Origin of the sequence: uncultured Victivallis sp. (assembly GCA_944389935.1) — a bacterium.
Taxonomy (GTDB): Bacteria; Verrucomicrobiota; Lentisphaeria; order Victivallales; family Victivallaceae; genus Victivallis.
On sequence record CALXOE010000005.1, the window covers coordinates 87,029 to 113,898 of the forward strand.

25 protein-coding genes are annotated in these 26,870 nt (G+C 59.9%); 13 read left to right on the forward strand and 12 right to left on the reverse strand.

Annotated elements, in window-relative coordinates; all coding sequences use genetic code 11:
• Positions 1-18: 18 nt before the first annotated feature.
• Positions 19-699 (reverse strand): hypothetical protein, encoded by a 681-nt coding sequence (locus Q0J85_RS03035; RefSeq protein WP_294478141.1) that lies wholly within the window; start codon positions 697-699, stop codon positions 19-21.
• Positions 700-899: 200 nt separating this feature from the next.
• Between Q0J85_RS03035 and Q0J85_RS03040 the strand changes: the two genes are divergently transcribed.
• The 4 genes from Q0J85_RS03040 (at position 900) to Q0J85_RS03055 (ending at position 5,221) form a co-directional block, all read left to right on the forward strand.
• Positions 900-1,475 (forward strand): hypothetical protein, encoded by a 576-nt coding sequence (locus Q0J85_RS03040; protein ID WP_294478142.1) that lies wholly within the window; start codon positions 900-902, stop codon positions 1,473-1,475.
• Between the two features lie 17 nt (positions 1,476-1,492).
• Entirely contained in the window at positions 1,493-1,654 is a 162-nt protein-coding gene (locus Q0J85_RS03045) for a hypothetical protein (protein ID WP_294478143.1), read from the forward strand.
• 21 nt (positions 1,655-1,675) lie between these two features.
• Complete coding sequence (locus Q0J85_RS03050) at positions 1,676-3,271, forward strand: flotillin family protein (RefSeq protein ID WP_294478144.1); 1,596 nt, start codon at positions 1,676-1,678, stop codon at positions 3,269-3,271.
• Between the two features lie 129 nt (positions 3,272-3,400).
• Positions 3,401-5,221: a PQQ-binding-like beta-propeller repeat protein gene (locus Q0J85_RS03055; protein ID WP_294478145.1), complete on the forward strand. Its 1,821-nt coding sequence runs from the start codon at positions 3,401-3,403 to the stop codon at positions 5,219-5,221.
• Positions 5,222-5,237: 16 nt separating this feature from the next.
• Here Q0J85_RS03055 and Q0J85_RS03060 read toward each other — a convergent pair whose 3' ends face one another.
• From Q0J85_RS03060 to Q0J85_RS03070, 3 genes are read right to left on the reverse strand one after another with little or no spacing between them, the layout of a single operon-like run.
• Positions 5,238-6,422, reverse strand: coding sequence for a class I SAM-dependent rRNA methyltransferase (locus tag Q0J85_RS03060; RefSeq protein ID WP_367274585.1), 1,185 nt, complete (start codon positions 6,420-6,422; stop codon positions 5,238-5,240).
• A gap of 31 nt (positions 6,423-6,453) precedes the next feature.
• Positions 6,454-6,900: a transcriptional regulator NrdR gene (gene nrdR / locus Q0J85_RS03065; RefSeq protein WP_294478147.1), complete on the reverse strand. Its 447-nt coding sequence runs from the start codon at positions 6,898-6,900 to the stop codon at positions 6,454-6,456.
• 2 nt (positions 6,901-6,902) lie between these two features.
• Complete coding sequence (locus Q0J85_RS03070; RefSeq protein WP_294478148.1) at positions 6,903-7,952, reverse strand: hypothetical protein; 1,050 nt, start codon at positions 7,950-7,952, stop codon at positions 6,903-6,905.
• Positions 7,953-8,087: 135 nt separating this feature from the next.
• Here Q0J85_RS03070 and pheA point away from each other — a divergent pair, with 135 nt between their 5' ends.
• From pheA to Q0J85_RS03110, 8 genes are all read left to right on the forward strand, one after another.
• Positions 8,088-9,158 carry a prephenate dehydratase gene (pheA, locus tag Q0J85_RS03075; RefSeq protein WP_294478149.1) on the forward strand — a complete coding sequence of 357 codons (1,071 nt, stop codon included), beginning with the start codon at positions 8,088-8,090 and terminating at the stop codon, positions 9,156-9,158.
• Between the two features lie 15 nt (positions 9,159-9,173).
• Positions 9,174-10,055: an AmmeMemoRadiSam system protein B gene (gene amrB, locus Q0J85_RS03080; protein ID WP_294478150.1), complete on the forward strand. Its 882-nt coding sequence runs from the start codon at positions 9,174-9,176 to the stop codon at positions 10,053-10,055.
• An 84-nt stretch (positions 10,056-10,139) separates the two neighbouring features.
• Positions 10,140-11,168, forward strand: coding sequence for a ketol-acid reductoisomerase (ilvC, locus tag Q0J85_RS03085; protein WP_367274586.1), 1,029 nt, complete (start codon positions 10,140-10,142; stop codon positions 11,166-11,168).
• Positions 11,169-11,387: 219 nt separating this feature from the next.
• Complete coding sequence (locus Q0J85_RS03090; RefSeq protein ID WP_294478152.1) at positions 11,388-13,262, forward strand: beta-N-acetylhexosaminidase; 1,875 nt, start codon at positions 11,388-11,390, stop codon at positions 13,260-13,262.
• A gap of 3 nt (positions 13,263-13,265) precedes the next feature.
• Complete coding sequence (locus tag Q0J85_RS03095) at positions 13,266-14,459, forward strand: iron-containing alcohol dehydrogenase (protein WP_294478153.1); 1,194 nt, start codon at positions 13,266-13,268, stop codon at positions 14,457-14,459.
• Positions 14,456-15,199, forward strand: a complete 744-nt coding sequence (locus Q0J85_RS03100) for a rhamnogalacturonan acetylesterase (RefSeq protein ID WP_294478154.1) — start codon at positions 14,456-14,458, stop codon at positions 15,197-15,199. The genes Q0J85_RS03095 and Q0J85_RS03100 overlap by 4 nt, the downstream gene beginning before the upstream one ends.
• A gap of 9 nt (positions 15,200-15,208) precedes the next feature.
• On the forward strand, positions 15,209-15,511 hold the full coding sequence (locus tag Q0J85_RS03105; RefSeq protein WP_294478155.1) for a putative quinol monooxygenase: 303 nt from the start codon (positions 15,209-15,211) through the stop codon (positions 15,509-15,511).
• Between the two features lie 24 nt (positions 15,512-15,535).
• Entirely contained in the window at positions 15,536-16,246 is a 711-nt protein-coding gene (locus Q0J85_RS03110) for a polyprenol monophosphomannose synthase (RefSeq protein WP_294478156.1), read from the forward strand.
• Here Q0J85_RS03110 and Q0J85_RS03115 read toward each other — a convergent pair.
• The 5 genes from Q0J85_RS03115 to rdgB all read right to left on the reverse strand — a co-directional run bounded on the left by Q0J85_RS03115 (position 16,201) and on the right by rdgB (position 23,619).
• Positions 16,201-17,442: an RsmB/NOP family class I SAM-dependent RNA methyltransferase gene (locus tag Q0J85_RS03115; RefSeq protein ID WP_294478157.1), complete on the reverse strand. Its 1,242-nt coding sequence runs from the start codon at positions 17,440-17,442 to the stop codon at positions 16,201-16,203. The genes Q0J85_RS03110 and Q0J85_RS03115 overlap by 46 nt on opposite strands.
• A complete protein-coding gene (gene rfaD, locus Q0J85_RS03120; protein WP_294478158.1) occupies positions 17,430-18,419 on the reverse strand; it encodes an ADP-glyceromanno-heptose 6-epimerase in 990 nt (329 codons plus the stop codon). Before rfaD ends, Q0J85_RS03115 begins: the two co-directional genes overlap by 13 nt.
• A gap of 2 nt (positions 18,420-18,421) precedes the next feature.
• A complete protein-coding gene (locus tag Q0J85_RS03125) occupies positions 18,422-21,067 on the reverse strand; it encodes a hypothetical protein (protein WP_294478159.1) in 2,646 nt (881 codons plus the stop codon).
• Positions 21,064-22,767, reverse strand: a complete 1,704-nt coding sequence (locus tag Q0J85_RS03130; protein WP_294478160.1) for an alcohol dehydrogenase catalytic domain-containing protein — start codon at positions 22,765-22,767, stop codon at positions 21,064-21,066. Before Q0J85_RS03130 ends, Q0J85_RS03125 begins: the two co-directional genes overlap by 4 nt.
• A 246-nt stretch (positions 22,768-23,013) precedes the next feature.
• The gene (gene rdgB / locus Q0J85_RS03135) at positions 23,014-23,619 is read right to left on the reverse strand and encodes an RdgB/HAM1 family non-canonical purine NTP pyrophosphatase (RefSeq protein ID WP_294478161.1); all 606 of its coding nucleotides are present in this window, start codon (positions 23,617-23,619) and stop codon (positions 23,014-23,016) included.
• Between the two features lie 68 nt (positions 23,620-23,687).
• On the opposite strand from rdgB, the gene tilS reads away from it, so the two are divergent.
• Positions 23,688-25,091, forward strand: coding sequence for a tRNA lysidine(34) synthetase TilS (tilS, locus tag Q0J85_RS03140; RefSeq protein ID WP_294478162.1), 1,404 nt, complete (start codon positions 23,688-23,690; stop codon positions 25,089-25,091).
• Between the two features lie 36 nt (positions 25,092-25,127).
• Here tilS and Q0J85_RS03145 read toward each other — a convergent pair whose 3' ends face one another.
• From Q0J85_RS03145 to Q0J85_RS03155, 3 genes are all read right to left on the reverse strand, one after another.
• Entirely contained in the window at positions 25,128-25,682 is a 555-nt protein-coding gene (locus Q0J85_RS03145; RefSeq protein ID WP_294478164.1) for a hypothetical protein, read from the reverse strand.
• A 137-nt stretch (positions 25,683-25,819) separates the two neighbouring features.
• Positions 25,820-26,221 carry a hypothetical protein gene (locus tag Q0J85_RS03150; RefSeq protein WP_294478165.1) on the reverse strand — a complete coding sequence of 134 codons (402 nt, stop codon included), beginning with the start codon at positions 26,219-26,221 and terminating at the stop codon, positions 25,820-25,822.
• Positions 26,222-26,408: 187 nt separating this feature from the next.
• The coding region (locus tag Q0J85_RS03155) for a hypothetical protein (protein ID WP_294478166.1) at positions 26,409-26,870 on the reverse strand (462 nt) is incomplete at its 5' end.

Sequence of the window (26,870 nt, forward strand, 5' to 3'; positions counted from 1 at the left end):
CTCCGCCGCGCCGGAACGTTACGCCCAGAACCCTTTTTTCCGGGCGTCGTTCCGGCGGATGTGATGGCGGATGAAACTCTCGATGTACTGTTGCTTTTCGCTGCTCAGCCAGCGGCCGACGAACCGCTTCCGTCCGTCACAGCGGATCTGAACGCCGTAGATGGGCCGATTGTTCTGCCGCATGGAGGTCGGCTCAATCGCGACCCGTTCGATTTTCGCAAGATCGCACCGGCGGGTCAAACCGAGTCCGCCGATTCCGGCAAAGGTCTCAAGCATTCCATCCCGCACCCGCAGTTCCCCCCGGCCGAACAACGTCACAAGAACCGCCCCCTGAATACAGAGGCCTATCACCTGAAACGGGAGCAGAAAAAGTTTCACCGGCCACGGCGTGACTTCAACGAACCAGATATTCACCGTGAATACTCCTGTCATCCCGCACCAGATAATCCCGAAAATCAGCAGCCCCCACACCCCGCTCGAAAAGAAGCGGTAGGAGAGCACCTCCTCATACGGCGGAATGTTTGTCACCCGAAACCCGCGCGGCGGCAGATCGGGCCGGTAGACATCTCCATCATTCTCCGCCTGCACGAGCTCGGAATAGCTGTAATTCGTGCCGCATACGCTGCAGAAAGCCAGATCGGTCGAGACGTTGAAATCCCTCTCCGGAATCTCTCGACCACACTCGGGACAGTGAATCATGAGCCACCCCGCTTTTTTCTGCTTTTTTTCGGAAAACCAGGGAGAAGATACTCCGCGCTTTCCGCAAATGCAAGCGGAAGAAAAAATTTTTCGTTTTTTTCGCGTCTGAACGGAAAAATCCTTTGATTTTGGCGGAAAACGTGATAACATAAAGACAGAGTCTACCCCCGACAGACAACCCGAAAGAAAGGAGGCGGATCATGTGGCAGGATCTCAATGAATTTCTGGCCGGCGGACGCAGTGTCTATTTGTTCATCGCCGTGGCCGGCAGCGTCGTTCTCGCGTTGCAGTTCATCCTCAGCATGACCGGACTCCACGCGGATGTGGATGCGGATCCTGCCGGGATGGATTTCGACGTGAACGCGAACGACGTCTCCGACATTGCCGGGCTGAACTTCTTCTCGCTGAAAGCGATCATGGCGTTCATCACGTTTTTCGGATGGGGCGGGTTCTTCTACGGCCATCTCGGGATCGGCGGGCTCGGCATCGCGATCATCAGCGGCCTGGTCATGATGGTGCTGACGGCGTTCCTCGTATCGCTCATGCTGAAACTGCAGCAGTCGGGCAACATCACAGCCGAGGCGCTGGTCGGGCGGCACGGGACCGTTTACCTGACGATTCCGGCGGGGCGCGCTCCGGGCGGGCTCGTAACAGTCAATCTGCCCGGCTGCACCCGGCAGATCAGCGCACGCGCCGACGAGGAATTCAAGACCGGCAGCCTCGTCATCATCGCCGAAGATCTCGGCGACGGCAGTTTCCTCGTCAAACCGAATTGATCCGGGGGGAGAAGTCTGTGCTGAAAATCCTGCTGAATGTCCTGCCGGTCACGGCCGGGTTCGCCGCCGGAATCGGTGGTGCGTTTCTCTTCACGCTTTACCTGAACCGCAAAAAGAAAAAGGCGAAAGCGAAGAGTCGGCCCATCGCCAAATCTCAACCATACGACTTTCACTTTTAACGAAACAAGGAGTGTTCAAGCATGGGAGTCATCATCATCGCAACCATCGCCGGGTTCGTCATCCTGATGTTCTTCATCTCGCTGGTGACCTGGTACCGCAAGTGTCCCTCCGACCGGATCATGATCATCTACGGCAGGACCGGCGGTCATCAGGCGGCGAAGTGCATCCACGGCGGCGCGAAGTTCGTCTGGCCGGTCATTCAGGATTACGGCTACATTTCGCTGCGCCCGCTGCAGATCGCGGTGAATCTCGACAATGCTTTGTGCAAACAGAATATCCGCATCAATGTGCCGTCGGTCTTTACAGTGGGGGTTTCGACGAGTCCGGAGATCATGGGCAACGCGGCCGAACGTCTCTTCGGCCAGAGTCCGGAAGCGATCGCGGAACTCGCGAAAGACATCATCTTCGGCCAGCTGCGTCTGGTCATCGCCTCGATGATGATCGAGGAGATCAACGCCGACCGCGAAACGTTCCTGCGCGCCGTCGAGGCGAATGTGGCGGAGGAACTCAAGAAGATCGGCCTCGAACTTCTGAACGTGAACATCACCGACATCACCGACGAATCCGGCTACATCGCGGCCATCGGGCAGCGCGCCGCCGCCGGTGCGATCAACAAGGCGAAAGTCGACGTCGCCGAAGAACAGCGCAAAGGCAGCATCGGCGCAGCTGAAGCGCACAAGCTCGAGCGAATCGCCGTTGCGAAAGCCGAGGCGGAAGCCGCCTCCGGCGAAGCCGATGCCGACCGCGAACGGCGCATCGCCGTCAAACAGGCAGAAGCCGCCGCCATCGCGGGCGAGGCCGACGCGGACCGGGCGCAGCGCATCGCCGTCAAACAGGCCGAAGCCGCCGCGGCCGCCGGCGAGGCGAACGCCGACCGCGACCGCCGAATCGCAGTCAAACAGGCGGATTCGACCGCGACCCAGGGCGAGAACGTCTCCGCGATCGAGATTGCGAAGTCGAACGCCACAAGGTCCGAACAGGAAGCCGAGGCGTACCGCCGCGCCGAAGCCGCCCGTCAGGTTGCGGCCGCCCAGATCGAAAAGGCGAAATTTGAAGCGGAAGCCGACGCCCAGATCTCCCGCGCGAAGATGGAGATGGAGCGCCAGCGCGCCGAAGTGATCGTCCCGGCCGAAATCCAGAAGAACCAGATCGAAATCGCGGCCGACGCCGAAGCGGAAAAACTGCGGCGTGAAGCGAAAGGCCAGGCCGACGCGATCTATGCGAAACTCGAAGCCGAAGCGCGCGGAAATTATGAAATTCTGAAAGCCAAAGGCGAAGGTTACCGCGCAATCATCGAAGCGTGCGAAAACGATTCCAACGCCGCGTCGAAGATGCTGCTCATCGAAAAACTTCAGGAGATCGTCGCCCTGCAGACCGAGGCGATCAAGGGGATCAAGATCGACAAGGTCACCGTCTGGGACGGCGGCAGCCGGGCGGGCGACGGCAAGACCACCACGGCGAACTTCCTCTCCGGTATGCTGCAGAGCCTGCCGCCGCTGCACGACGTCGCCGGCATGGCCGGGCTCGACCTGCCCGATTACCTCGGGAAGGTCAAAAACGACAAGCGCGACGCAGTGGATTCCAAACCCGTTGAAACGGAAAAAACCGCTCAATAATCCCGGCGGAAACTGCCGCAGGCGAGCGCCCGGAGCATGGTTCCGGGCGTTTTTTTTGCTCAAAAACTTGACTTCCGGTCGGATGCAGGATACGTTACCCAAAAAAATAATTCAGGAGGACTGCCGCTCATGCGAAATATTCTGATCGTTTTTTTGCTGATCTCGGCGCTGGTTACCACTGCCGCGGAACTGAAAATCACAGTGCTCACCGACCTGCACCTCACCCCGGGGAACGCGGATGACAAACTCATGCCGCAGCTGGTCGAGGAGATCAACGGGAATGATACCGATCTTGTGGTTGTGACCGGAGACATTACGAACCGGGGATCGGACGCGGAACTGCAAAATGTGCACCGGCAACTCTCCGGAATCCGGAAACCGCTCTACGTTCTCTCCGGCAATCATGAGACGAACTGGTCCGAAAGCGCGGGGCAGACTTTTGTCAGGCTCTGGGGGCAAGAGCGGTTCGCCGTCAAAAACAAAGGGGTTGTGCTGATCGGCTTCCCGACCGGACCTTATTTGAAAATGGGGGACGGCTACGTCCGCAGCGAGGACGTTGCATTCCTGAAAGAGTCGCTGAAGCGACTCGCCGGGGCGGGCAAACCGGTCATCGTCTTCTGCCACTATCCTCTGGCAGGAGAGCTCGGCAACGGGCCGGCCATCGCGGAAATTCTACGAAAATACAATGTGCTCGGAATCGTCTCGGGACACACGCACGAGCAGTTCCGGCAGCGTATCTACGGACTCGAAAGCATTGTCTGCCGCCCGCTCACGGACTGGCATAAGACGCATGGCTACAATCTGCTCAGGACCGACGGGAAAACACTCGAAGCGGTCGAAAAGCGGCTTGGCGGTGAAATTCTCGCATTCAAGCGGCGCGATCCGGTGGAAGTAAAACCATTTCCTCCGGAAGCCCCCCTGCCCGATCACGTCGAAGTTACGCTGCTGCATGCGGATCCGGCTTCGGTATTCACGGGCGCGGCGGCCACGGAGAACGGAGTTTATTACGGGACCAGCGACGGCCGTTTTGTGGCGCTCAGCCCGGAAGACGGCCGGGTCTTGTGGGAGAAACAGCTCGGTTCGCCGCTCTACTCCACGCCGGCGGCCTACGACGGAACGGTCGCCATCGGCACGACCAGTGCGCCGGACGGCCAGGAGGGAGGCGGGGGCATCGCATTCTTCTCGGAACGCGCCCGCAAACTGCTGCACTGGCAGGCGACTCCCGCGCCGGTCATCGGCGGAGGATGTGCGACGGAGAACGAACTTTACATCGGCGGCGGCAGTCGTTCATTCTACCGGGTCGACGCAAACGGCAGTTGCATCAAAGCCTCCGGTGAGGGGTTCGGTTCCATGCAGGGGCGTCCCGCCGTCGGGGAAGGCGTCGTCGTGTTCGGCGCGTGGGACACGAATCTCTACGCGCTCGATGCCGATACGCTGGAACTGCGTTGGAAGTGGAACAACGGCAAGTCGCAAATTCTCTACTCCCCCGGCAACGTGAATCCCGTCATCGCCGGGGGGCAGGCCATCATCGTTGCGCCGGACCGGTTCATGACCGCGATCGACCTCAAAACCGGCAAAACCATCTGGCGGAGCAATGCGTATAAAGTTCGGGAGTCTCTCGGCAGAAGCGTGGACGGCTCAACCGTTTACGCCAAAACCATGGACGGAGAACTCATCGCAGTCGAAACCGGGCGGTCGGAATTCACCTTGAAATGGGTGTGTGACCTGAAGTTCGGTTACGAACACGCCCCCTGCCCGATTCTGGAGTCGGATGGAGTCGTCTATGCGGGCAGCCGCAACGGTGTCATCGCCGCGGTCGACGCGGACAGTGGGACGCTGCTCTGGCGTTTTCGCGGGGGCGACTCCGCGGTGAACGATTTCTCCCGGAGTCCGGACGGCGCGATTTACGCCACGCTCATCGAGGGGAAGATCTACCGGATCCGCGACTGACCCGCCCGCCGGAAGTTCAAGCATCGATCCGGATCGCGAGTCCCTTGAGATAGAAACTCTCCGGAATCGCCAGAGCCGCCGGGTGATCGGCCGCCTGTTCAAAGCGGTGGAGGATCACGCCGCGCACGTTCGCCTCGACCGCCGCATCGGCCGTGATCTTCTGAAAAAGCTCAGGCGTCATCAACCCCGAACAGGAGAAGTTGCACAAAACCCCGCCCGGGGCGAGCAGCCCGAATCCGAGCCGGGCAATGTCCTGATACGCGCGGCAGCCGCGCGTCAGGGCGCTGCGCGAATCGATGAATTTCGGCGGATCCAGCACAATCAAATCGAATTTCCGCCCCTCCGCAGAGAGCGAGCGCAGTTCGGCGAAAACGTCACTTTCACGGTTCTCATACCGATCCGGACGGATCCGGTTGCGCTCCATGTTGTGCGCCGCAAGCTTCAAAGCCGGAGCGGACGAGTCGATGTTGATGACATGTTCCGCCCCCGCGAGCGCAGCCGCAACGCCGAAGCCGCCGGTGTAGGAAAATGCGTTCAGCATGCGTTTCCCGGCGGCGAGCCGGGCGACAAATGCCCGGGCGTCACGCTGATCGAAATAGAATCCGCTCTTCTGGCCGTGGCGCACGTCGACGGCGAATTTCGCACCGTTCTCCTCGATGACGATCGGATTCGGCGGAGCCTCGCCCGCAACGACGCCGCACCGTTCGGGAAGTCCCTCCTTGGCACGCACCCCGGCATCGGAGCGTTCATAGATTCCCCGGGCGCCGGTCTCGCTGCGGAGAGCGTCGACGATCTCGGAGCGGAAACGTTCCGTCCCAGTGCTCAGAAACTGCACGACGATGAATTCGCCGTACCGGTCCGCGATCAGGCCCGGCAGCGCATCCCCCTCGGAATGAATGAGACGGCCCCCCCCTGACGGCGCATCGAGCCGCAGAAAGCGGCGGAACTCCACGGCGTTCCGGACCCGGCGGCGGAAAAAGGCCGCGTCGATCGGCTCATCCGGGTCGAAACTCCAGACCCGGGCCGCGAGCTGCGACTCGGGCGACCAGGCTGCCCGCGCGAGGAAACGGCGTTCCGAATCAACCACGACGACGGTTTCGCCGGGGGCGGGGTTCCCCTCGAGCGCGGCAATCGCGCCCGAGAAAATCCAGACATGGCGACGCCGCAGCGACTTTTCACGGCCCGGCGCCAGAATCAGCATCGGTTCTTTCAAGATCAGTACCTGTCCTGGTTTATTTGAGGGTGCGGATTTCGTCGATGAACTCGTCGACGTCCTCGAATTTACGGTAGACCGAAGCGAAACGGACATAGGCGACCTGGTCGATCTTGCGCAGTTCGGCCATCACGCGGCTGCCGATCTCGGCGCTCGTGACCTCCTTGTCGAAATCGCGCAGAATCGCGGCGGCAATGTCCTCGACCGCCCGGTCGATCTCATCCGGATTGACCGGGCGTTTGTAACAGGCATTGGCGATGCCGCGCCGCAGTTTGTCGCGGTCGAAATCCTCGCGGACGGAATTGCGTTTGACCACCTTGAGCTCCTCGGGAATGATTCCCTCGATCGTGGTGTAGCGGTAGGAACACCCCAGACATTCCCGGCGGCGGCGCACTCCGGCGCCGTCCTTGACGGAACGGGAATCGATCACCTTGTCATCCAGACATCCACATTTCGGGCAGCGCATCGCTATTTCTCCTGATACAGCGTTTCAATCCGGGGGAACGGGCCGAGCACGACACCGTCGAACGCGGGGAATGTTTTCCACTGCCCGATCGCGTAATCGAGCGAACGGATGAAGTCCGCCCAGTTGCGACGCCGCAGCGACCCCGAGGTGACGGAGGTGTGTTCGGCAAGCGTGATTGAGACCAGCAGCGTCCCGTTTTTCGCCGCCTTGAGTTCGTTTCTGACCGCTTCAACCGTCTCGGTCGGCTTGTTGCCGGCGTTGCGGATGAGGACTTTCGAGGCGATTCCACCGAAATCCCGGACGGAACCGGCGGAAAGTTTCCCCTCTGCGACAAGCTCCTCGTAGAAATCCGGGATTCCGACCGTATACGGAATCCCGCCGAGCTTCCCGCCGAAAGCGGCGAGTTTATCGAGCGTGATGCGCATGATCCTGTCGTTGTCGAGCCCCGGCCCGAACGTATCGCTGCTCCAGGCGTAGACCAGAGCTTTCGGGCGGTGGATGTTCGCGGAGGTGAAAGTATGCGGTTCGGCCAGCACGGTGACTCCGGAGAAGCGGAACGGTTCGGATTCCGTCTCGAACTTCCGGAGATGCTCAAGCATCTCCTCAAGCGTGGTACCGCTGGAGACGAATGAGCGCAGGATGAAGTTTCCGCGCCGACCGATCACGTAACGGCCCTCCGGCAGAACGGCCTCCACGGGCATTCCCTCTTTGCCGGCCTCCACCAGCAGCGCGTCGAGCTGCGGCAATTCCAGCGACTCCGGAGAATCGAGATAGACGTAAAGCCGGTTGAAACCGAATCTGCGGACGAGCGCCAGAAAATCCGCCGGCGACGTGAAATGACGTTCGGCCAGCATTTCCGGACGGAACGCCAATCCGCGGGTTTCGCACGATGCAAGGGTTTTCGCCAACTCCTCCGCGCGCCGGGCCATCGTCGACTCGTCACTCTGCGGCGGCGCATGAACAATGCCGTTTCCGGGGGCGGGAGAACTCGCGCAGCCGGCCGCCAAAACGGCAAAAAACGTGGCAAAAACAAAAATTTTTAAAAAAAACATCAGTTTCCTCCCAATATGCCATTGAAATAAAGTACATTTCAAAGTTTATTAATTCAACCCCGTTACGGAACAACCGGGCCGGAGGCGGTGTTTTTTTTTGAAAAATCAAAGCAAACCCGATAGGGATATAAACGTATGGATATTGAAAAACTCAGAAAAGAAATCGATTCGATCGACACCGACATCATCCGCCTGTTGAATCAGCGCTGCGAACTCGGCTGCAAGATCGGCGCGTGGAAACACGAACACAACATGCCGATCTATGTGCCCGAACGCGAACGGCAGCTTCTCGACCGGCTGAGCGCCGCCAATCCCGGCCCGCTCGACCGTGAGTCGCTGCTGGCGATCTACCGCGAAATCATGTCCGCGGCGATCAAGCTCGAACGCCCGGTCTCAGTAGCCTACATGGGTCCGCAGGGGACGTTTTCGCATCTCGCAGTGCTCGAGAAGTTCGGGCGCGGCGTTTCGGCTCAGCCGGTTGCCGCCATCAGCGATGTTTTCCGCGCTGTCGAATCGGGCCGCGCCGACTATGGAATGGTTCCGGTGGAGAACACGACCGAGGGAGTCGTGAATCCGACTCTCGACTCGCTGGTCACCTCGAACGTGAAAGCCGTTGCGGAATTCAATTTGCCGGTTCACCTTTTCCTCTACAGCGCCGGGCCGCTCGAAGAGATCCGCTGCATCTACAGCCATCCGCAGCCGTTCGGTCAGTGCCGGGAGTACCTCCAGGCGAATCTGCGCAATGCGACGCTGATCGAAGTGACCAGCACGACCCGCGCGATGGAACTGGCCGAACGCGAATCCGACTCGGCCGCCATCGCCGGAGCGATGGCCCATGAACACTCCGATCTGCCCTGCATCGCCGAGAACATCGAAGACAACTCGCGCAACATCACGCGCTTCCTCGTGATCGGCAAACAGGAGAACAAGCCCTCCGGCGATGACAAGACCAGTCTCTGCTTCGCGCTTCACGACCGCGCCGGCGCGCTGTACGACGCGCTGCGCCCGTTCCGCAACCACAACATCTCCATGACGATGATCGAGAGCCGCCCGCTCAAGAGCGGCAACTGGGAATACTGCTTCTTCGCGGACATCCTCGGCCACATGGAAGATCCGGAAGTCGCCGCCGCCTGTTCGGAACTCCGGCAGGATTGTGCGATGTTCAAGATTTTCGGCAGCTATCCGCGGGTGATCCAGCAGCAGTAACGACGGGGGGATGAGATGCCGATCCGCGATCAGCAGAAAGTGCGGCTCTCCGCCGTTGCGGGGATGTTCTACGAGAACGACCCGCTGATCCTGCGTCGCCGCCTCGCCGAGGCGGAGGGGAAACTTCCACCCGTCGATCCGGATGCGCCCGAGGCGAAAGGGGTTGTTTTGCCGCATGCGGGCTACGTTTTTTCCCTGCCGACCGCGATGGCGGCGCTCGGGTTTCTCCGGAAAAAAAAGATCGGCAAGGTGATTTTGCTCGGGCCGTCGCATTACGTCGGTTTCCGCGGAATCGCGGCGGCGGACTATTCGCGCTGGCGGACTCCTTTCGGCGACCTCTCGACCGCGACTGAACTCCTCGACGAGATGGAGCAGTGGAACTCCCCGCTTGTGACGATCCGGGATGACGCTCATGTGAAAGAACACGCACTGGAAGTGCAGTTTCCGCTCATCCAGTACTTTTTCGGTCAGCCCGAGGTGCTGCCGCTCGTAGTCGGCGCATTGTCGATGGAGGATGTGCTCCATCTTGCGCCGCGCATGGCCGGACTCGATACGCCGGAGACGCTCTGGATCGTGAGTTCGGATTTCACGCATTACGGATCCCGCTTCCGTTATGTGCCGTTTACGGAAGAGGTTCCGGAGCGGCTCCGGGCGCAGGACCACGCGGCGGCGGAGCTTGTCGCGAATCGCGATCTCTCCGGATTCGCGGCGTTCCTCGGCAAAACCGGGGCGACGATCTGCGGGATGAATCCGATTGCGCTTTTTCTCGCGACGCTCGACGTGATCGATCCTGATCGGCTTTTTCACGGCGAGATCGCGGCAGAATCGAACAGTGGAGAACTCACCGGCGACTACGGGAACGCAGTCGGCTATGAGGGGATCGTTTTCCGAAAGTGACAAAAAAACGCTTTGACTGGAAAAAGCGGATTTCCGGGTTTGCAATCGGTCAAAGGAACGGTTATATTAACTTGTTATCACACAATCGTCCGGCAGAGCCGGACAGAAGGAGATGATAAAATGAAAGAAATGGAGATCCTCCATGACGAGGACGCCGATCTCGGCGTGCTCAACGGCAAAACCATCGCAGTGATCGGTTACGGCGCGCAGGGCCGCGCGCAGGCGCTCTGCATGCGCGACTCCGGCCTCTCGGTCGTGATCGGCATCCGTCCCGGCAAATCCAAGGACGCCGCCGATGAAGACGGCTTCGAGACCCTGTCGGTCACCGAAGCAGCCCGGCGTGCGGACATCATTCACATCCTGCTGCCGGACGAGCTGCATGGACCGATTTACGAGAAAGAGATCGCCCCGGTCGTGACCGGAGGAAAAACCCTCTCGTTCTCGCACGGATTTTCGATTGTCTTCGGCGAGATCAAGCCGCCGAAAGATGTCGATGTCATCATGATCGCCCCGAAGAGCCCTGGAACCGAGGAGCGCAAGCGCTTTGTCGAGGGCTTCGGTGTGCCGGGCCTCATCGCGGTCAAGCAGAATCCGAGCGGCAAGGCCAGAGAAGTCGCTCTCGCCATCGCCAAAGCCGAGGGTCTGACCCGCGCCGGCGTGCTCGAGTGCTCGTTCGAGCAGGAGACCTACGAGGATCTCTTCGGCGAACAGAACGTGCTCTGCGGCGGCATGGTCGACCTCATGAAGTATGGCTTCGAGACCCTGATCGAGGCGGGCTATCCGCCGGAAATGGCCTACTTTGAGTGCATCCATGAGGCGAAGCTCATCGTCGACCTGATCTATGAGGGCGGCATCCAGAAGATGAATGCGGTCATCTCGAACACCGCCGAGTGGGGCGAGTACGACAACGGCCCGTGGATCATTGATCCGTCGGTCAAGGATCGCATGAAAGAGTCGCTGCGCCGCATCGAATCCGGCGAGTTTGCGAAGAAGTGGATCGCCGAAGCCCGCAACGGCGCCCCGAACCTCAAAGCCAAGCGCGCTGCGCTCGGCGAACATCCGGCGGAGATCGTCGGCAAGCGGATTCGCAGTCTCTTCCAGAAGAAGAACTGAGTTTCTCTGCGTATGTGATTTCTGGCGGAACGACCGGATCGTCCGAGACGGTTGTTCCGCTTTTTTTGCGCAAACGCGATTTTGACATGCCATTTGCGGGAATTTTCCATTTGCATCCGGGGAAACGAGTGGTATTGTAATGGAGTTACGGCTTTCGCCGGGGGGGGCGGAAACCGGAATGGATTCGAGTAAGATTCAACTATTTTATAAGGAATTGGTATGGCTCAGATTTCGAGGCTGGTGTGGCGCTCCGCGGATGTGCCGGAAGAACTGCATGAACTTCTGGAGACACTGGAGGAGGAGTATCCTGTTTCCAGTTACGGGCGCGGCCTGAAACTCAAGGCGAAACGGGTCGAGGGAGCGGGCACGATTTCGCGCGTCAAGCGCTCACCCGGCACCGTGCTCGTGGAGTACAACTCGATCGCGGCGGCGGCTCGTGGAATCGGGTCTGCACTTGGAAAAATCGAGTGCGACGAGAGCACCCCGTTCAAGACACTCGGAATCATGCTCGATGTCTCGCGCAACATGGTCATGCGGATCGATCACCTGAAAATGTGGCTCCGCCGTCTCGCGCTCTCGGGTTACAACATGGTCATGCTCTACACGGAGGATGTCTACGAGCTGCCGGACGAGCCGTTTTTCGGCTACATGCGTGGGGCTTATACCCTCGACGAGATCCGCGAACTTGACGTCTACGCCTCGCGCCTCGGAATCGAGCTGGTCGGCTGCATTCAGACGCTCGGCCACCTTGAGCAGATCCTCAAATGGGACGGCGCGTACAACAAAGTGAAAGATACCGCAAGCGTCCTGATGGTCGATGAGCCGGAGACCTACAAACTGATCGAAAAGATGATCCGCTTCTGGAGCGAAGCGCTCACGAGCCGCCGCATCCACATCGGCATGGACGAGACCCACGACCTCGGGCGCGGGCGCTTCCTCGATATCCACGGATACGAGAGCGGCTTCGAGCTGTTCAACCGCCATCTCGGCAAAGTCAATGCGATCTGCAAAGAGGCGGGACTTTCGCCGATGATCTGGTCGGATATGTACTTCCGACTCTCGAATCCGAATCAGGACTACTACGATCTCGAACACGCGGTGCCGGAAGCGGTTCAGAAGAAGATTCCGCAGAACGTGCAGCTTGTCTACTGGGATTACTACCACCAGGACGCCGCGATGTATGAGAAGATGATCCAGCGCCACCGCGACATCGGCTTTGATCCGGTCATGGGATCCGGCATCTGGACGTGGACTCGCCTCTGGTACGACCACAAAAAGACGATGCAGACCGCTGTTCCTTGCATTCAGGCGTGTCGGAAGCAGAAAGTTTCGGAACTCTTCTTCACGATGTGGGGCGACGATGGAGCCTACTGCAACTACGACTCGTCGCTGGCAGGAATCATCTTCTGCGCGGATCTCGCGTTCGGCGTTCCTGCGAACGATCCGCACAAGGAGACCTCCCGCCGGTTTGCGGCGATCTGCCAGAGCAGCTACGAGGCGCATCTGGTCGCATCGGATATCGAAGCATGGGATGACTTTGGAGTGGATCCCGCGCTGATGATCTGGGACGATCCGCTGCTGGGGATTCTTTTCGACGACTGCAAGCGCCGCAACCCGGAATTCGACCTCAAGCTCAGTGACCGCTACGACGAAATGCTGCGCAAACTTCTGCCGTATCAGGAGGAGTGCTTCGCCGGAGACTTTGAACACATCATCAACGCACTGCAGCTTCTGCTGCTGAAACTGGAGCTGCGCGGTGCGCTCGAGGCCGCCTACGACCGCGACGACCGGATTGCGCTGCGCCAGATCGCGGTCTCGCTCATTCCGGCGGTGATCGCGGCGGTGTGGGAGTTCGATGCGTCGTTCCGGCGCCAGTGGCTCAAGTGCGCAAAGCCGTTCGGGCTCGAAGTGATTCAGGCACGCAACGCGGTGCAGGCGGCCCGGCTCGAAGAGACCGCGCTGCGGATCCGGGAGTATCTCGACGGGACCGTCGCCTCGATCGAGGAGCTTGACGCCCGAATTTCCCCGTCCGAGAAAACCGTGAATTTTCTGCTCCGGTGCAACCGAGTGGTCACCGGCTCCATGGGACTTTGAAGAGTGGACGCACCATCATTCATCGCTGCGGCTCCGGGAGAGCGGATCGTCACCCGCTCCCCCCGGGAAGCGCTTGCGGAGGAGTTCCGCCGGCGCGGCCCCGGCAGAGTCATCGCATTCACCGGCAGACGCTCCGCCGAACTCTGCGGCGGAATCGGACTGCTGGAGGAGGCTGCGGAGCGGGCCGGATGTGAACTCATCCGTTTCTCCCGGATCGAGCCGGAACCGGTCGTCGCTACGGTCGAGACGATGTGCGCACTGATCCGGGAAAAGAAACCGTGCGCAGTCGTGGCTCTCGGCGGGGGCAGCGTGATGGATGCGGCGAAAGCGGCCTGTCTCGCAGCACAGTCGGGCTGGCCGCTGGCGGAGCACTTCGGCGTAAACCGTTACAGCGACTGTCATCCGGAAGCGCGTCTCGACCGGGTCATCTGCATTCCGACAACCTCCGGGACCGGTTCGGAAGCGACACCTTACAGCAACATCGTCGATCCGGCGCAGAAGGTCAAAAAACTTATTGCCGAGCGATTTATCGTCCCGGAACTCGCGCTGCTGGTACCGGAACTCACGCATTCGATGCCGCCCGCGGTCACCCGGGCAACCGGATGTGACGCGCTGGCGCATGCGATCGAGGGATTTCTGAACGTCGGCGCGGACGGGAATCACCCGGCGGCGAATGAGTGGGCGCTGGAGTCGATCCGCCTCATCACGGAACATCTGCCGCGGGCGATTGCTGCGGGCGACGATGCCGCGGCACGGCGGGCCATGAGTTTCGCCGCGACGCTCGGCGGCATGGTGATCCGGTTCAAATCGACGGGGTTGCCGCACCTTGCGAGCTTCTCGTGGTTCGGTCGTCTTGAGCACGGGATCGCGGTGGCGATGCTGCTGCCGGCCTGTTGGAGATACTATCTCGGAAATCCGGCGGTCGTTGCCCGGACGATGCAGCTGTCCCCGCTGTTTCCGGGAAACACACCGGAGGAGGTGATCGCCTCGTTCCGGCATTTTCTCGATTCGGTCGGAGTCCCCGCCGCGCTGCGCGACTGCCCCGGAATCACGCAGGAGCTGCTCGAGGAAACCGCGCGCAGCGGGGCTCAGAACAAGATGAAACTCGAAAATGCACCGCGTCCGGTTCCGGTCGCGGAGTCGGAGAGAATCCTCTCCGCCATCCTGCAGCAAACCAGAGAAGGAGATCCCCAATGAAACGTCTGTTACTCATCGCGGCCTGCGCCGCCACGTTCCTGCTCGGCGGAGCCGAACTGCCGACGATCTACCTCGCGGGAGACTCGACTGTCTGCGATTATCCGGCAGAAAGAGCGCCGATGACCGGATGGGGTCAGGCGCTGAAAGATTTCTGCAAACCCGGCGTCACGGTCGTGAATCTCGCCGCGGGGGGGCGCAGCACGAAATCATTCCAGACCGAAGGACGCTGGAAGAAGCTCGTCGACTCTCTGAAATCGGGGGATTACGTATTCATCCAGTTCGGACACAACGACCAGAAAAAGAACGTCCCGAAACTCTATGCCGCGGCCGATACGGACTACCGGGCGAATCTCGAGAAATTCATCGCGGATGTCCGGGCGAAAAAAGCCACCCCGATCCTCTGTACGCCGGTCAGCCGTCGTCACTTCAGTTCCAACGGGGAGTTCCGCCCGAGCCTCGGCCGCTATCCGGAAGTGGTCCGCAAGACCGCCAGAGCACAGCACGTTGCGCTCATCGATCTGACTGACTTCACTGAAAAACTGTTCCGCGCCGCAGGGCCGGAAGATTCTCAGAAATATCTGACCATCGTCGCCCCCGGAGAGTATCCCGGATACCCGAAAGGGACAAAAGACAATACCCATTACTCCCGCCTCGGGGCAACCACCATTGCGCGGGAGGTGGTCCGGAGCGCGAGGGAGCAGCGCCTCCCCGTCTCCGAATGTTTCGTCAACATCAAATGAGGAAGAAAAATGGTTCATGTTATTGCACGCTGTGTCATCAAAGAGGGATCGCTAGAGAAATTTCTCCAGATTCTGAACGACAACATCCCGAACGTTCTGGCCGAGGACGGCTGCATCCGCTACGAGGCCTGTGTCGACGCGGGTGTCGGCGTCGGGACTCCGGCCGATCCGAACGCGGTCACGATCCTTGAGACCTGGAAGTCGCCCGAACACCTGAAAGCCCACCTGGCAACGCCCCATATGGCAGCCTATCGGGAAGCGGTCACTCCGCTGCGCGAGTCGTCGGTCGTCACCGTGGTGAAACCCGCATAAGTCGAATCCGGAAAGGAGCGGGAAATGGTCAAATATTCGATCGTCGTGCCGACGCTGAACGAACGGGAGAACATCCTGCTCCTCATCGACCGCATCGAAAAAAGCGGCCTCACGGATTACGAAATCATCGTCGCGGACGAAAACTCCCCCGACGGAACGGCCGACGCGGTCAACGCCTACGCCGCCGCCGGGCACAGCAACGTCCGCGCGATTCTCAACGACGGTCCACCGGGCTTGAGTCCGAGCATCGTCAAGGGATTCCGCGCGGCGAAAGGGGAGTTTCTCTGCTGCATGGACGGCGACCTCCAGCACGACACGGCCGACCTGGCCGGACTTCTGAACGAGCTCGAAAACCACGACTTCGCGGTCGGGTCGCGCTACGTCTCCGGCGGGGGATTCAAGGAGAGGTGGAATCCGTTCCGCGTACTCGTGAGCCGTACCGCCGCCATGATGGCGCATCTCGTTCTCGGCGTGAAAGTCAAGGACCCGATGTCCGGATTCTTCGCCCTGCGGCGCGAAGCGTTCGAGCGGGTCGCTCCGCAGATGAGTCCGAAAGGATTCAAGGTCATGCTCGAACTGCTCTTCTTGCTCACCAGCGCCCCGGAACCGTGCCGCGTGGTCGAACACGGCATCACATTCGGACTGCGCGAGCACGGCAAAAGCAAGCTCTCCGCCAAAGTCATGCTCGACTATCTGCGGATGCTCCTCGAACTGCGCCGCAGCAGAAAAGCGTAAGCGCCATCATGCTCCATCGACGGGAGCAGCTGCTCCCCGCCGACGGGCTCAAATTCCGGATGCGCCGCGGTAAATCGTTCGATCTGCCGGGCATTCTCCTCCGGTTCGATGCTGCAGGTGCTGTAGACAAGCTGCCCGCCCGGCGCGACGCGCAGCGCAGCCGCCTCCAGAATCTCATATTGAAGTTCCGTGATCCCGGGGAGTTCCTCCTCACGGAACCGCCACAACGCATCCGGACGCCGGCGGAAAACGCCCGTATTGGAACACGGCACATCCGCCAGAACCAGATCAAAACTCCCGGTCAGCTCCCGGGGCTCCGCAACGACAACCGGAAACGCAAGCCCGCGACAGCGGAAATTCTCGCGCGTGAGCTCCTGCCGCCGGGCGGAACGGTCAGCCGCCGTCAGTGTCGCCTCCGGCCGCATCCGTTCCGCCAGCAGAAGTGACTTGCCCCCCGGCGCAGCGCAGACGTCAAGCACACGACGAACCTCCGCCATCTCCGGCAGGGAGGCCGCCAGCGCGGTCGCAGGATCCTGAATGTAGATTTTTCCCTCCCGCAGCGCGCCGGACCGCAGCACGGTTCCCGGATCATCGCTCCTGAAAAAACGGAACGGACCGCGGCATGCAACCGGCTCAACCGCCCACTCCGCAGGCGGCTCGAATCCCCGCTCCGCCCGGAACGTGAACTCCGCCGGAGCGAGAAATGCGCGTCCCATCGCGGCGAGCTCCGCGTCCGAACGACTCCGCCGCCAACGTGCCAGGAGCTCCGGCGGAAACACTTCATCCGGAGATTCCCGCATCTCAGGAGGCGCGGCGACGGCACGCCGCAGAAGCGCATTCACAAAACCGGCTTCCCCGCGCCCTCCCCGCGCTTTCGCCAGTTCCACAGCGACGTTCACCGCCGACTCCGGCGCGATGCCGCTCTGAAACCGGATCTGCGTCAGCGCCGCCGCCAGCAGCCGCCGCACCCGCGGCCGGGGGGAACGCACGGCGAGTCCCGACAGCCAGTGGTCAATCAGCCGCTTGTGGCGAAAGTAACCGAAGAGCAGGCTGCTCACCGTCCGACGCAGCTCCGGATGCGCCAGCGAAATGTCAAGCGCATCGTCGAGACTCCGCTCTCCGCTCTCGACAAGCGCGAGAATCGCCGCGGCGTCGGAAAGCACGTGCGATGCCGTATCAGGGATCACTTTTTGCATTCGTCGCCCAGATAACGGCCGGTCATGAGGTAGTTGCGGATATAATCGAGCACGGAATCATGCAGACTCGTCGCCTCGCGGCCGTATCCGAGCACCTGCAGTTTGCCCATCTCCGCTTTCGTGTAGTATTGATAGCGGTCGCGCAGGTGTTCCGGCATGTCGATGTATTCGATGTCGACCGGCTTGCCGAGCGCTTCAAACGCGGCGGCCGCGAGCGCGTTCCAGGTCTCAGCCCGACCGCTGCCGATGTTGTAAAGCCCCGTCGCATGCGGATTCCGGAAGAGAAACAGCACCATGTCGACCGCATCTTTCACGTAAAGGAAATCGCGCATCTGCTCGCCGTCGGCATACTCCGGCCGGTAGGAACGGAAGAGTTTGAGTTTTCCCGTCGCAGTGATCTGCTCGAACGCGCGCAACACAACGCTGCGCATCTCCGCCTTGTGCCGTTCATTCGGTCCGTAGACATTGGAAAATTTGCAGCCGGTCATCTTCGAGAGCACCCCCTGCCGCTTCGCCCAGAGGTCAAAAAGCTGCTTGGAATAACCGTACATGTTCATCGGCCGCAGCTCCTCTATGCGCGACTCGTCATCGACGTAGCCGCAGCTGCCGTCACCGTAGGTCGCACAGCTCGAAGCGTAAAGGAAACGGATTCCCCGCGCAAGGCAGAATTTTGCCAGCTCCTGCGTCGCGTGGAAGTTGTTGTCGATCAAATACGAGGCATCCCGCTCGGTCGTCGACGAACACGCCCCCATGTGGATCACGCCCTCGACCCGTTCCCCGTTGAATCCGCCGGCGGCAAGGCGGGCACGGAACTCCTCTTTCTCCAGATAGTCCGTGAACGCCAGCGCACTCAGATTCTTCCACTTGTCCGACTGCCCGAGGTGGTCGACCACAAGAATATCCTCGACCCCCTGCCTGTTCAGCCCCCACACGATCGCGCTGCCGATCAGCCCGGCTCCGCCCGTAACGATATACATGATCAGTCATTGCTCCAGAATTTACTTCCGCGCGACGAACCCGGCGTCCGCATCGCGGAATCGGCCTGAGAAAGAATCCTGTTCTGTCCCCCCTTCTGCAGCGGAGACTGCAATCCGGTCAGGTAGATGGAGAACAGGAAATTCGTATTGTATGTGTGATCGTCGTCATCCCGTTCCCACTGCAGCCCGGCCGCGACCTCCCAGCAGTGGAAATTGCGGACGACCTGCAGAGTATGAACGTCGATATACCCCTCCTGAATATCGTATGCCATCGCATAGGATGCGAACGTCCGCCGGTCCGGCGTGATCGGGACCCGCACGCTGAACCGCAACTCTTCGGTATGCTCGTCAAAATATTTCGTAAAGTAGGAGCCGGCATCGAGCTGCGTGAGCGTCGACCCCATCGAATAGGCGCTGCGCGATCCGTAGGGCCGGTGGTAGACATAGGCAAACATGAACTCCCAGTCCGGCGCGGGCGAATACTTCAACGTGATGTTCCAGCGGTTCAGCCAACGCAGATTCAACCCCGGATGCCCCGCTTTCCGGCCGTTCCGGATCGTCTCGGGAATCTCGCCGTTGTTGTTCCCGGCATCGATGGAAAACAGCGTGGAAATGGAGAATCCCTTGAACGGAGTCGCCGTCAAAATCGTACAGAAGTCGCCGATCTGGCTGTAATCACCCTCTTTTTCCATGTGGAGATCCCAGTAGTTCTCCATCGAGAGATACTCCCGGATCGAATTTCCATCGCGCGTCTGCAGCCGGTTCTCCAACCCGAAACGGACGAAGTGCTGCTTGTCGATCCGGTCGATGTCGTCAAAGTAGTAAAGGTGATCCGGACGCACGTTCGGCCTCGGAATCAAGGTGTAATTGATATAGGGGCGGATCACATGCCGGAGGCCGTCCAGAGCCAGAAACGAACTGCGGACGTCCTGCCAGGTGTTGTAGATCTTCGTCGAAGCCTCCACGCCGACTTCCCCGAGGAACCGCAGTTTCGAGCCCCCCTTGTTGTCGTAATTGACCAGCGGGAAACCGGTCGTATTCTGGGGATCCGCCGCGCGGAACATGTTCAGAAGCGCCTCCGTGCTGACCTTGCGCTTCGAGGTGTTGGAATAAGCCGTCAGCTTCATTCCGGCACGCGGAACCACCGTCAGCCAGTCGAACCGGATCGGGAAATAGAGAAAGTGAGTCGTATCCATCCGGAAGCTCGAGTAGTTCTTCAACCGCTCATTCGGATAGCGCTTGTTCCGCTTGTCGAATTTGATCCAGTCCATCTTCAGGTAATCGAGCGAGAGATCCCCCTGATAGTAGAAATTCGTATGGAAGATCTGCTGCCGGGGAACGTCGAGCCGGAATCCCGGCAGACGCTGTACCGTCGTGTAAAAACTGTTCACTTTCGGCCGGACGTAAAGCGACGCACTGAAATGGTCAAACTGCTGTTCGAGCGAGGCGTAGGTCGCCGGCTGCGGATCCCGGTTATACCGGTCGCTGAAAAAGTCTCGCGTGATGTAGGGGTCGCTCATGAGCTCAAACACCCCGCGGAAATCGAGTCGCGGCGTGATATGCGTCACATTTGAAATCCGGAAATCATACCGCATCTTCGGAATCCGGATCCGGTATTTGTTATAATCATCCGTCTTGTACTGGTCGAGATCCCAGATGCCATAGCCGAAGATCTCCGTGCGCGAATTGTCCGTCTCAAAATCCCCGCGCGCCCCGTAACCGAATCCGCGGTAGGAGTAGTAATCCCCGAGCAGCTTCACCGAGGCATACGGATATTCACTGAACGTGAAACGTTTGGAAAGCATCACGTAATATCCCCAGTCGGAATCCTTGCCCCATTGCGTGCTGAACAACCCCGGCGACTCGTCTTTCGGTTTGTAGAAAATCGGCAGCCACATGACCGGAACACCGTAAACCTTCCAGAAGCCGTTGGTCAGAAACACCGAGTGGTCGCCGACATCCGTGTCGATCGTCTCAAGTCCGTAAAATTCCGTCGTATGCGGCGTGAACTGCGCACTCGTGCAGCCGATGGAATAGTGGCCGTTGTCGTCCTCCAGATAATTGCAGGAGCTGATCTCGGCGTTCGTCACGGTGATGATGCCGTCCGGCTTGCGTTCCGCGCTCTCGGCGCGGCAGACAAAGGTCTGAAACCGCAGCTGAGCCTCTTCAAATCGGAAATACCCGCTCTCGAGGTTGCCGATGAGCTTCTGCGCCTTGATGTTGTCCGTCAGCATCGAGACCGAAACGCTGACCTGCTGCTCGCCCCAGACGTTCCCGACGATTCCGAGTACGCTCACACTGGTGTTCGGCGCATTCTGCATGCGGGCGAGTTTCGCCATGTCGACGACCCCGGTCGTGGTTTGCCAGCGGTAGACCTGCACATTCCCGCTCGCCTCGAAGTCGCGGCTCTCGATGTTGATCACCGCCTGATCGGCATAGATTTCAAGATCTCCAGCCGGGATGTACACCCCTCTGGCCACGATGTTCTGCCCGGCGAACTGCCAGCTTTCGGCATTGAACTCCTTGAAAGAGGAGAAGTTCATTTTTGCCGCACTCAGATTCGCGGCGCTGAGCGGCGCCGCCAGAACGGCGGCAAGCACGAGGGACGCCAGCAGAAACTTCCCCTTGTTTGAGAGCAATCGCGTCATCTTTCCTGCTCGTAAATACGTTTCAATTCCATCTCGGTCGCCATGGTGTAACATCCGGCGCAGTCAAGCGTACCGCCGATCGCAGGCCCGAGTTTCGCAATCTCCCGAATCGGGGTGAGCGGCATATCCGGCGCATTCGGAAAAATCACCGTTTTTCCGGGAAACTTCGCGCCGATGACCGCTTCGAGTCCCTGTTTGAGCGCTTTCATCCCGCCGATCGCCGCCAGTGCCGTAACCGGATTGAGTTCCCCGGTCTCCGCCAGAACCAGCGTATGCCGCAGATGTTCCGTGCGGCTGCCGCTCGAGCCGATGTAACGATGCCCGCAATTCACGATGCCGTCGATCGAGAGCACGCCCTCCATCCCCGCCGGGATTCCGGCAAAAATGTTCATAAGCCCGTCCTCCGCCAGGTAATTCGCCGCGTGCGACAGCACCGGCACCACCGGAACGAGCATGACAATATCATCAAACCCCTGCGGAGCAAAGTCGCGCAGCAGGGCGTCGAACTCCTCCGGCGTGAGTTTCGACGGATTCACCGCCCGGAACTCGATTCCGCGTTCCGCAATCGATTCGGCCAGAAGTTTTTCGACGTTCGCAATGCGGTCGGAATCCATATCGGTCACGAGAATCCGCGACGGCCCGTCCGGATTCTCCACGGCGAGCTGCGTGTGCATCTGCCCCATCGCCCCCGCGCCACCGGGCAGCCAGCAGATGCCGCCTTTCTTCATCCGGCTGCGGACGTTCCGGCCATAGGCGGCCGAAAGAACCGTTCCGGGAGCTCCCTGATAGAAAAATCCCTCGTAGTGAATCCGCCCGACATCGAACATGCCGGTTTTCCCCTCATAGTCACCGATGAAACTCGTGACCGCGCCGCGGCTGCCGAGTTTTGCCGCAGCTTCCGCAAACTCCGTCGGAAGATTGCAGAGAAAAATATCGTCGAACTGCACGCCGGACGGAATCTCGTCAACCAGCGTCATCTTCACCCCGAGATCGGCATTCAACTGTTCGACCGCGGCGGGCGAAAGACCGAAACCGACCACACTCGACGGCGCAGCCTGCTTCAACGCCTCCCCGGCTCCATAGACCTGCCCATCCCCGGCTGCAATGAAAACGCGGCCGCCCGGAAGCGGCGCGGTGCGGTTCTCAATCATGTAACTGGCCTGCACGCAGGTCCACGGCTCCAGCAGCGCCGCCACGGCCGCCGGCATGTCGTCGGAGATCGGCAGCAGGTAACACCCCTCGTCGCCGTTGAGCACGCGCTGGTCGATCACGCTGTACTGTTCCATCCCGCCGTTGATCGCGTAACCATACGCGAAACCTCTGCCGTTCACGTAGATATCGGCCTGAATGATGAAGCGTTCGCCGATGTCGAACTTACCGGTCAGCTTTTCTCCGACTTTCACGACGGTCATGACCGCCTCATGGCCGGGAATCACGGGATCCTTCTTCAGATCTTTTGAAATCACCCGGGGGTGCGCCTCCCCCGCGCGGATCAGCTTCACATCGGAGAAACACAATCCAATCGCATCGATCCGGACGAGCAGCTCCTCCGGCCCGATCGCGGGAACCGGAATCTCGCACGGCTGATCGTTCACACCGAAATTCTCCATCCCCGCGCCGAACAGCGGCCATGCCAGCATCTTCTCCGGAATCGTAGCGTTGTTCATATCGTCTCCCCGTTCCTCACCCAGTTTTTTCAAAAACGTCCTCCCGTCGACGCGCCGAACGCAAAGTCGCCGGAATGATTCACCAAGTAATGGCCGCGGCCCCATGACGACAAGCGGAAGTGCAGAGGAAGAATACCGCGTCCATCAGCGGGTGCTCCAGACGCATCCCCGCGGAAAAGATACCGAAAAAAACTCATTGCACCCTGCAACCGGTTATCGTGAATCAATGACCGAAACCCCTTAATATATCACGCGCCCGCGCAAATTGCAATCCGCGCGTCAGAGATCGAAATCGTCGTCCAGCACGGACATCTCGTCCTCGACGAAATTCAGCGCAAGCTTGAACGCCGCCGCCCGGTGGCTGATCTTGTTCTTGAGTTCCTGCGGCATTTCGCCGAATGTCTGTTCGTACCCGTCCGGCTGGAAGACCGGATCATATCCGAATCCGGACTCTCCGCGGGGAGAATCGACGATCCGTCCCCGCACCTCGCCCTCAAACGTCTCGATCACTTCCCCGTTGATCGCGATCGCGATCGCGCAGACGAAGCGGGCGCGGCGATTCTCCTTGTCTTTGAGTTCGTCAAGAAGTTTGGCGATCCGCTCCTTATCGGTCGGCGCGTAGCGGGCGGAGAGAATACCGGGACGACCGTCGAGCGCCTCGACCTCCAGCCCGGAGTCGTCGGCAAATGCCGGAACGTCGCAATATTTGCAGGCTGCGAGCGCTTTCTTCGCGGCATTCTCGCGAAACGACGTTCCATCCTCCTCCACTCCGGGGAAGTTCGGATAGTCGAGCAGCGACTTCAGTTCCACTTTCTGTCCCTCGAGCAGTTCGGCGTACTCTTTGACTTTGTGCGCGTTGTTCGTGGCAACGACAATATAGGCCATATCTTTCCAAGCTCCTTGCATTCGTTCTTTCCGTCATATATAGTATAACCGGAATGGACTCTTTACAAATGGATCTCGATATTTGCGTCAAACTTTTTGCTCCTTTTGCCTCGGGGACGCTCTATGCGGGATTTTCCGGCGGGGCGGACAGCACGGCGGCACTGCTCGCCGCGCTGCACTTCCGCGAACGTTCCGGCTGCCGTCTCATTGCCGTCCACTTCGATCACGGCCTGCGGGGGAAGGAGTCGCAGCGGGAGGCATGTGAAGCGGAACAATTCGCGGCGGCCCGGCAGATCGAATTCCGCTGCATTCGCCTGAAGCTCTCTGCCGGTCCCAATCTTGAGGCGGCGGCGCGCGAAGCGCGTCTCGCATACTGGCGAACCGTTGCGGCCGACCGGAGCGATACGGCGGTGGTGCTCGGCCACCATGCCGACGACCGGGCGGAGAATCTGCTGCTGCGTCTCGCGCGCGGCGCGAACGCGAGCGGCCTGACCGCGCTCCGCGAACGTTCCGTCGTGGACGGAGTGACGTTTCTGCGGCCGCTGCTGCGCTTCCGGAGAGCCGGGATCGAAGAGTTCCTGAATGCGGCGGGAATCGACCGCTGGGCCAATGACTCGAGCAATGCGGACGAGCGGTACGCCCGGAACGCGCTGCGTCATACGATTCTTCCGGCGTTCCGGGCGCTCTCGTCGGGGAGCGAGGCGGGACTCTTCCACTCCCTCGACGCGCTGGAAGCCGACGCGGAATTTCTCGAAGCCGCCGCGGAGGAACAGTTTCGCCGGATCGCGGGGGAAACCGTCACCCCGCTCGACTTCTGGCGAAAGCAGCCGCCCGCGCTGCTGATCCGCCTGCTGCGGCGGTTCGTGGCGACGCAATCGGGGCGCGACTACATTCCGAACCGCAGGCTGCTCGAGCGGTTCACCGCGCTCCCGGAGAAGTGCGTGGTCTCCCGGCGGATTCCGCTGGACGCGAACCGGTCTCTGCGCATCCGGGGGAACACGCTCGCGCTGGAACTCCCGTCCTCCGGAGCGGCGGCCGGGGAGACGGAACCGGGACCGACCATCTGGAATTGGCGCACGAAACCGGAAACACACCGGGGGAAATTCCGCTTCTCCGCGGAAGCTCTTGCCGCGCCGCGCGCGATGGCGCTTCATGAGGCGATGTTCGATGCGGACGCGCTCCCCTGCCCTCTGCTGATCGACCGGCGGCGTCCGGGCGACCGGCTGATTCCGTTCGGTGAAACGGCGCCGAAGAGCTTGAAAAAACTGCGGATCGACCGGAAACTCCCTGCGGAGACGGCTCTGCCCGTAGTGCGCTCATCGGACGGCCGGATCGTCTGGGCGCCGGGAATCCGCCACACTGCGGCGGCTCCGGTCACGCCGGCGACCGCCGCGATCGTCCACCTCGCGATGCGGACAGACTCCAGCGGAGAGAGAGAGAAATCAATCCGGAACGGCAGCACCTTTCCTTAATTATCGGATTGAACGCCGAAAGGGAACGATTCCGGATCAAGGCGATTGTTTTCTGCGGACATTTCCGCTGACGGCGCGTCCTTTTCCGCCGGCTCTTCGCGGCGGGCGGAAAAGAACTCTCGTCGTATCCGCGGGGAGCAGAGCATAATAACGCGGCGACGCCCCCGCGGACTCCACCGGGACGGCCCGCGCCAGAATATACGCGAACGTCCGATCCGGAAGCCACAGACCGAAATCGTACAGGTCGACGAACAGAAGCCTCCAGCGTTCCGGCGGGAAATTCTCCACTCTCGATGTCCAGCCGCCCTCGCTGCCCCGGGGAATCAGCAGAAGCGTCTCCGCCCCCGGAGCCGGAGAGCAGACGAAAGCGGGGATCTCCGCGGGAAATTGATCGTACTGCCGGGCTTTCTTCACACCGGAAATTCCATTCGACCGCAGGACGGTCAGCTGAAAAATCCTGTCGCAGAGGTCGGCAAAAGCATCGCACAGATCCCAGTCATACTCCTCCAGGGCATAACCGGACAGAGTCCGCCACAGAGGCTGAATGACAGAACGGTATTCCTGAATCGAAGAGGTGATCTCTCTCTCCATTGCGGTTTTCCCTCGCTTTCTTTTCATCTCAAACATCGTTGCGCGGCTCTCCCGGGAAAAGGCCGGGCCGAGAAAATCATAAGCCCCGGCCGCACAAAATCAGACGCATCCGCCCCGCTCCCTTTTCTTCAAAGATGTCACGAACGGTTCTTTCCCATTCCGGCATCGGGGATCGGCTCTTTTTCAACATATTCAAAGTTGAATTCAAGATCCAGACTCGAATATTTTTTCAGAACTTCAGAGGACAAAAAAGCGTAGAACTCATTGACCCTCTGCGGTTCGCGGATCAGATAACACGAAACATGCCGGTCTCCCGGGACGGAACGCAGTTTTTCCGCGAGATCCATGACTTCCTGAACCTGCTCTTCCAGACTTTGAGAATCCATTTCCCAGACAATGAGATTGGATTTCCGACCATGAATATAACGATTGTGATAGCCCTCAATGGAGGAGACCTCCCGGGGAGGACGGTTGACCTTTGAACGGATGATCCCGGGATCATCCTCCGTGATGAAACAGAAGAGTGTTTTGATAACCATGCGCGTCCCTCCGATCTGAAAACGTTTCTGGAAGAGATTGGCGTTCAAGTCGTTGTATTACCATATCCCGCGTTTTACCGATTGCAGGTTCCGACATCGGTTTCCGTTCCGATCCTGGAACACTTCACCGGCAGTTTCTCTGCGGTCACGCGCCGGCAGGAACATGCGCATGAAACTGGTTGAACGTTTATTTTTCTCTCGAGCCGGCGACCCGGCGTTTCAGCCGGATCCACCGTAATTGATTTTTCACCTCCTGATATTTCCTCTTTTCGCGGGCAGAAAAGCGCAGGGGAGCCGCCTCCCTCCCATTGCTTCCGAACAGCCGGCCCATCAGCACCAGAAAAGCGGATAATACGCTGCATATCAGGAGGGAAAAGGCGATATGGAAGAATATCCCGTTCGCCCCCCCGTCCCGATACCCGGCGACCAATATAAAAAAGAGAGCTCCCAGAGCCAAAATAATCGGGATGAATATCTTATCCACTTTCAAACAAATTATCCTGATATCTGCATACGTCAGGAAGAGTGCTGCCGCCACAAAAAACAGATTCAGACCGGCACAAATCCTGGACCATTTTTTTATTTTCCAGAAAAATTCTCTCCACCTCAAAATGGCGAATTTTTCGAGTCTCAAAAGGAGGAGCATTTT

Excerpts from the sequence above, each read along its gene's own strand:
- Q0J85_RS03110 (WP_294478156.1), top strand. The coding sequence starts at position 15,536 with ATGGTCAAATATTCGATCGTCGTGCCGACGCTGAACGAACGGGAGAAC.
- Q0J85_RS03035 (WP_294478141.1), bottom strand. The coding sequence starts at position 699 with ATGATTCACTGTCCCGAGTGTGGTCGAGAGATTCCGGAGAGGGATTTC.
- Q0J85_RS03100 (WP_294478154.1), top strand. The coding sequence starts at position 14,456 with ATGAAACGTCTGTTACTCATCGCGGCCTGCGCCGCCACGTTCCTGCTC.
- Q0J85_RS03105 (WP_294478155.1), top strand. The coding sequence starts at position 15,209 with ATGGTTCATGTTATTGCACGCTGTGTCATCAAAGAGGGATCGCTAGAG.
- amrB (WP_294478150.1), top strand. The coding sequence starts at position 9,174 with ATGCCGATCCGCGATCAGCAGAAAGTGCGGCTCTCCGCCGTTGCGGGG.
- Q0J85_RS03090 (WP_294478152.1), top strand. The coding sequence starts at position 11,388 with ATGGCTCAGATTTCGAGGCTGGTGTGGCGCTCCGCGGATGTGCCGGAA.
- tilS (WP_294478162.1), top strand. The coding sequence starts at position 23,688 with ATGGATCTCGATATTTGCGTCAAACTTTTTGCTCCTTTTGCCTCGGGG.
- pheA (WP_294478149.1), top strand. The coding sequence starts at position 8,088 with ATGGATATTGAAAAACTCAGAAAAGAAATCGATTCGATCGACACCGAC.
- nrdR (WP_294478147.1), bottom strand. The coding sequence starts at position 6,900 with ATGCGCTGCCCGAAATGTGGATGTCTGGATGACAAGGTGATCGATTCC.
- rfaD (WP_294478158.1), bottom strand. The coding sequence starts at position 18,419 with ATGTATATCGTTACGGGCGGAGCCGGGCTGATCGGCAGCGCGATCGTG.
- Q0J85_RS03050 (WP_294478144.1), top strand. The coding sequence starts at position 1,676 with ATGGGAGTCATCATCATCGCAACCATCGCCGGGTTCGTCATCCTGATG.
- rdgB (WP_294478161.1), bottom strand. The coding sequence starts at position 23,619 with ATGGCCTATATTGTCGTTGCCACGAACAACGCGCACAAAGTCAAAGAG.
- Q0J85_RS03055 (WP_294478145.1), top strand. The coding sequence starts at position 3,401 with ATGCGAAATATTCTGATCGTTTTTTTGCTGATCTCGGCGCTGGTTACC.
- Q0J85_RS03060 (WP_367274585.1), bottom strand. The coding sequence starts at position 6,422 with ATGCTGATTCTGGCGCCGGGCCGTGAAAAGTCGCTGCGGCGTCGCCAT.
- Q0J85_RS03070 (WP_294478148.1), bottom strand. The coding sequence starts at position 7,952 with ATGTTTTTTTTAAAAATTTTTGTTTTTGCCACGTTTTTTGCCGTTTTG.
- Q0J85_RS03145 (WP_294478164.1), bottom strand. The coding sequence starts at position 25,682 with ATGGAGAGAGAGATCACCTCTTCGATTCAGGAATACCGTTCTGTCATT.
- Q0J85_RS03150 (WP_294478165.1), bottom strand. The coding sequence starts at position 26,221 with ATGGTTATCAAAACACTCTTCTGTTTCATCACGGAGGATGATCCCGGG.
- Q0J85_RS03115 (WP_294478157.1), bottom strand. The coding sequence starts at position 17,442 with ATGCAAAAAGTGATCCCTGATACGGCATCGCACGTGCTTTCCGACGCC.
- Q0J85_RS03125 (WP_294478159.1), bottom strand. The coding sequence starts at position 21,067 with ATGACGCGATTGCTCTCAAACAAGGGGAAGTTTCTGCTGGCGTCCCTC.
- Q0J85_RS03040 (WP_294478142.1), top strand. The coding sequence starts at position 900 with ATGTGGCAGGATCTCAATGAATTTCTGGCCGGCGGACGCAGTGTCTAT.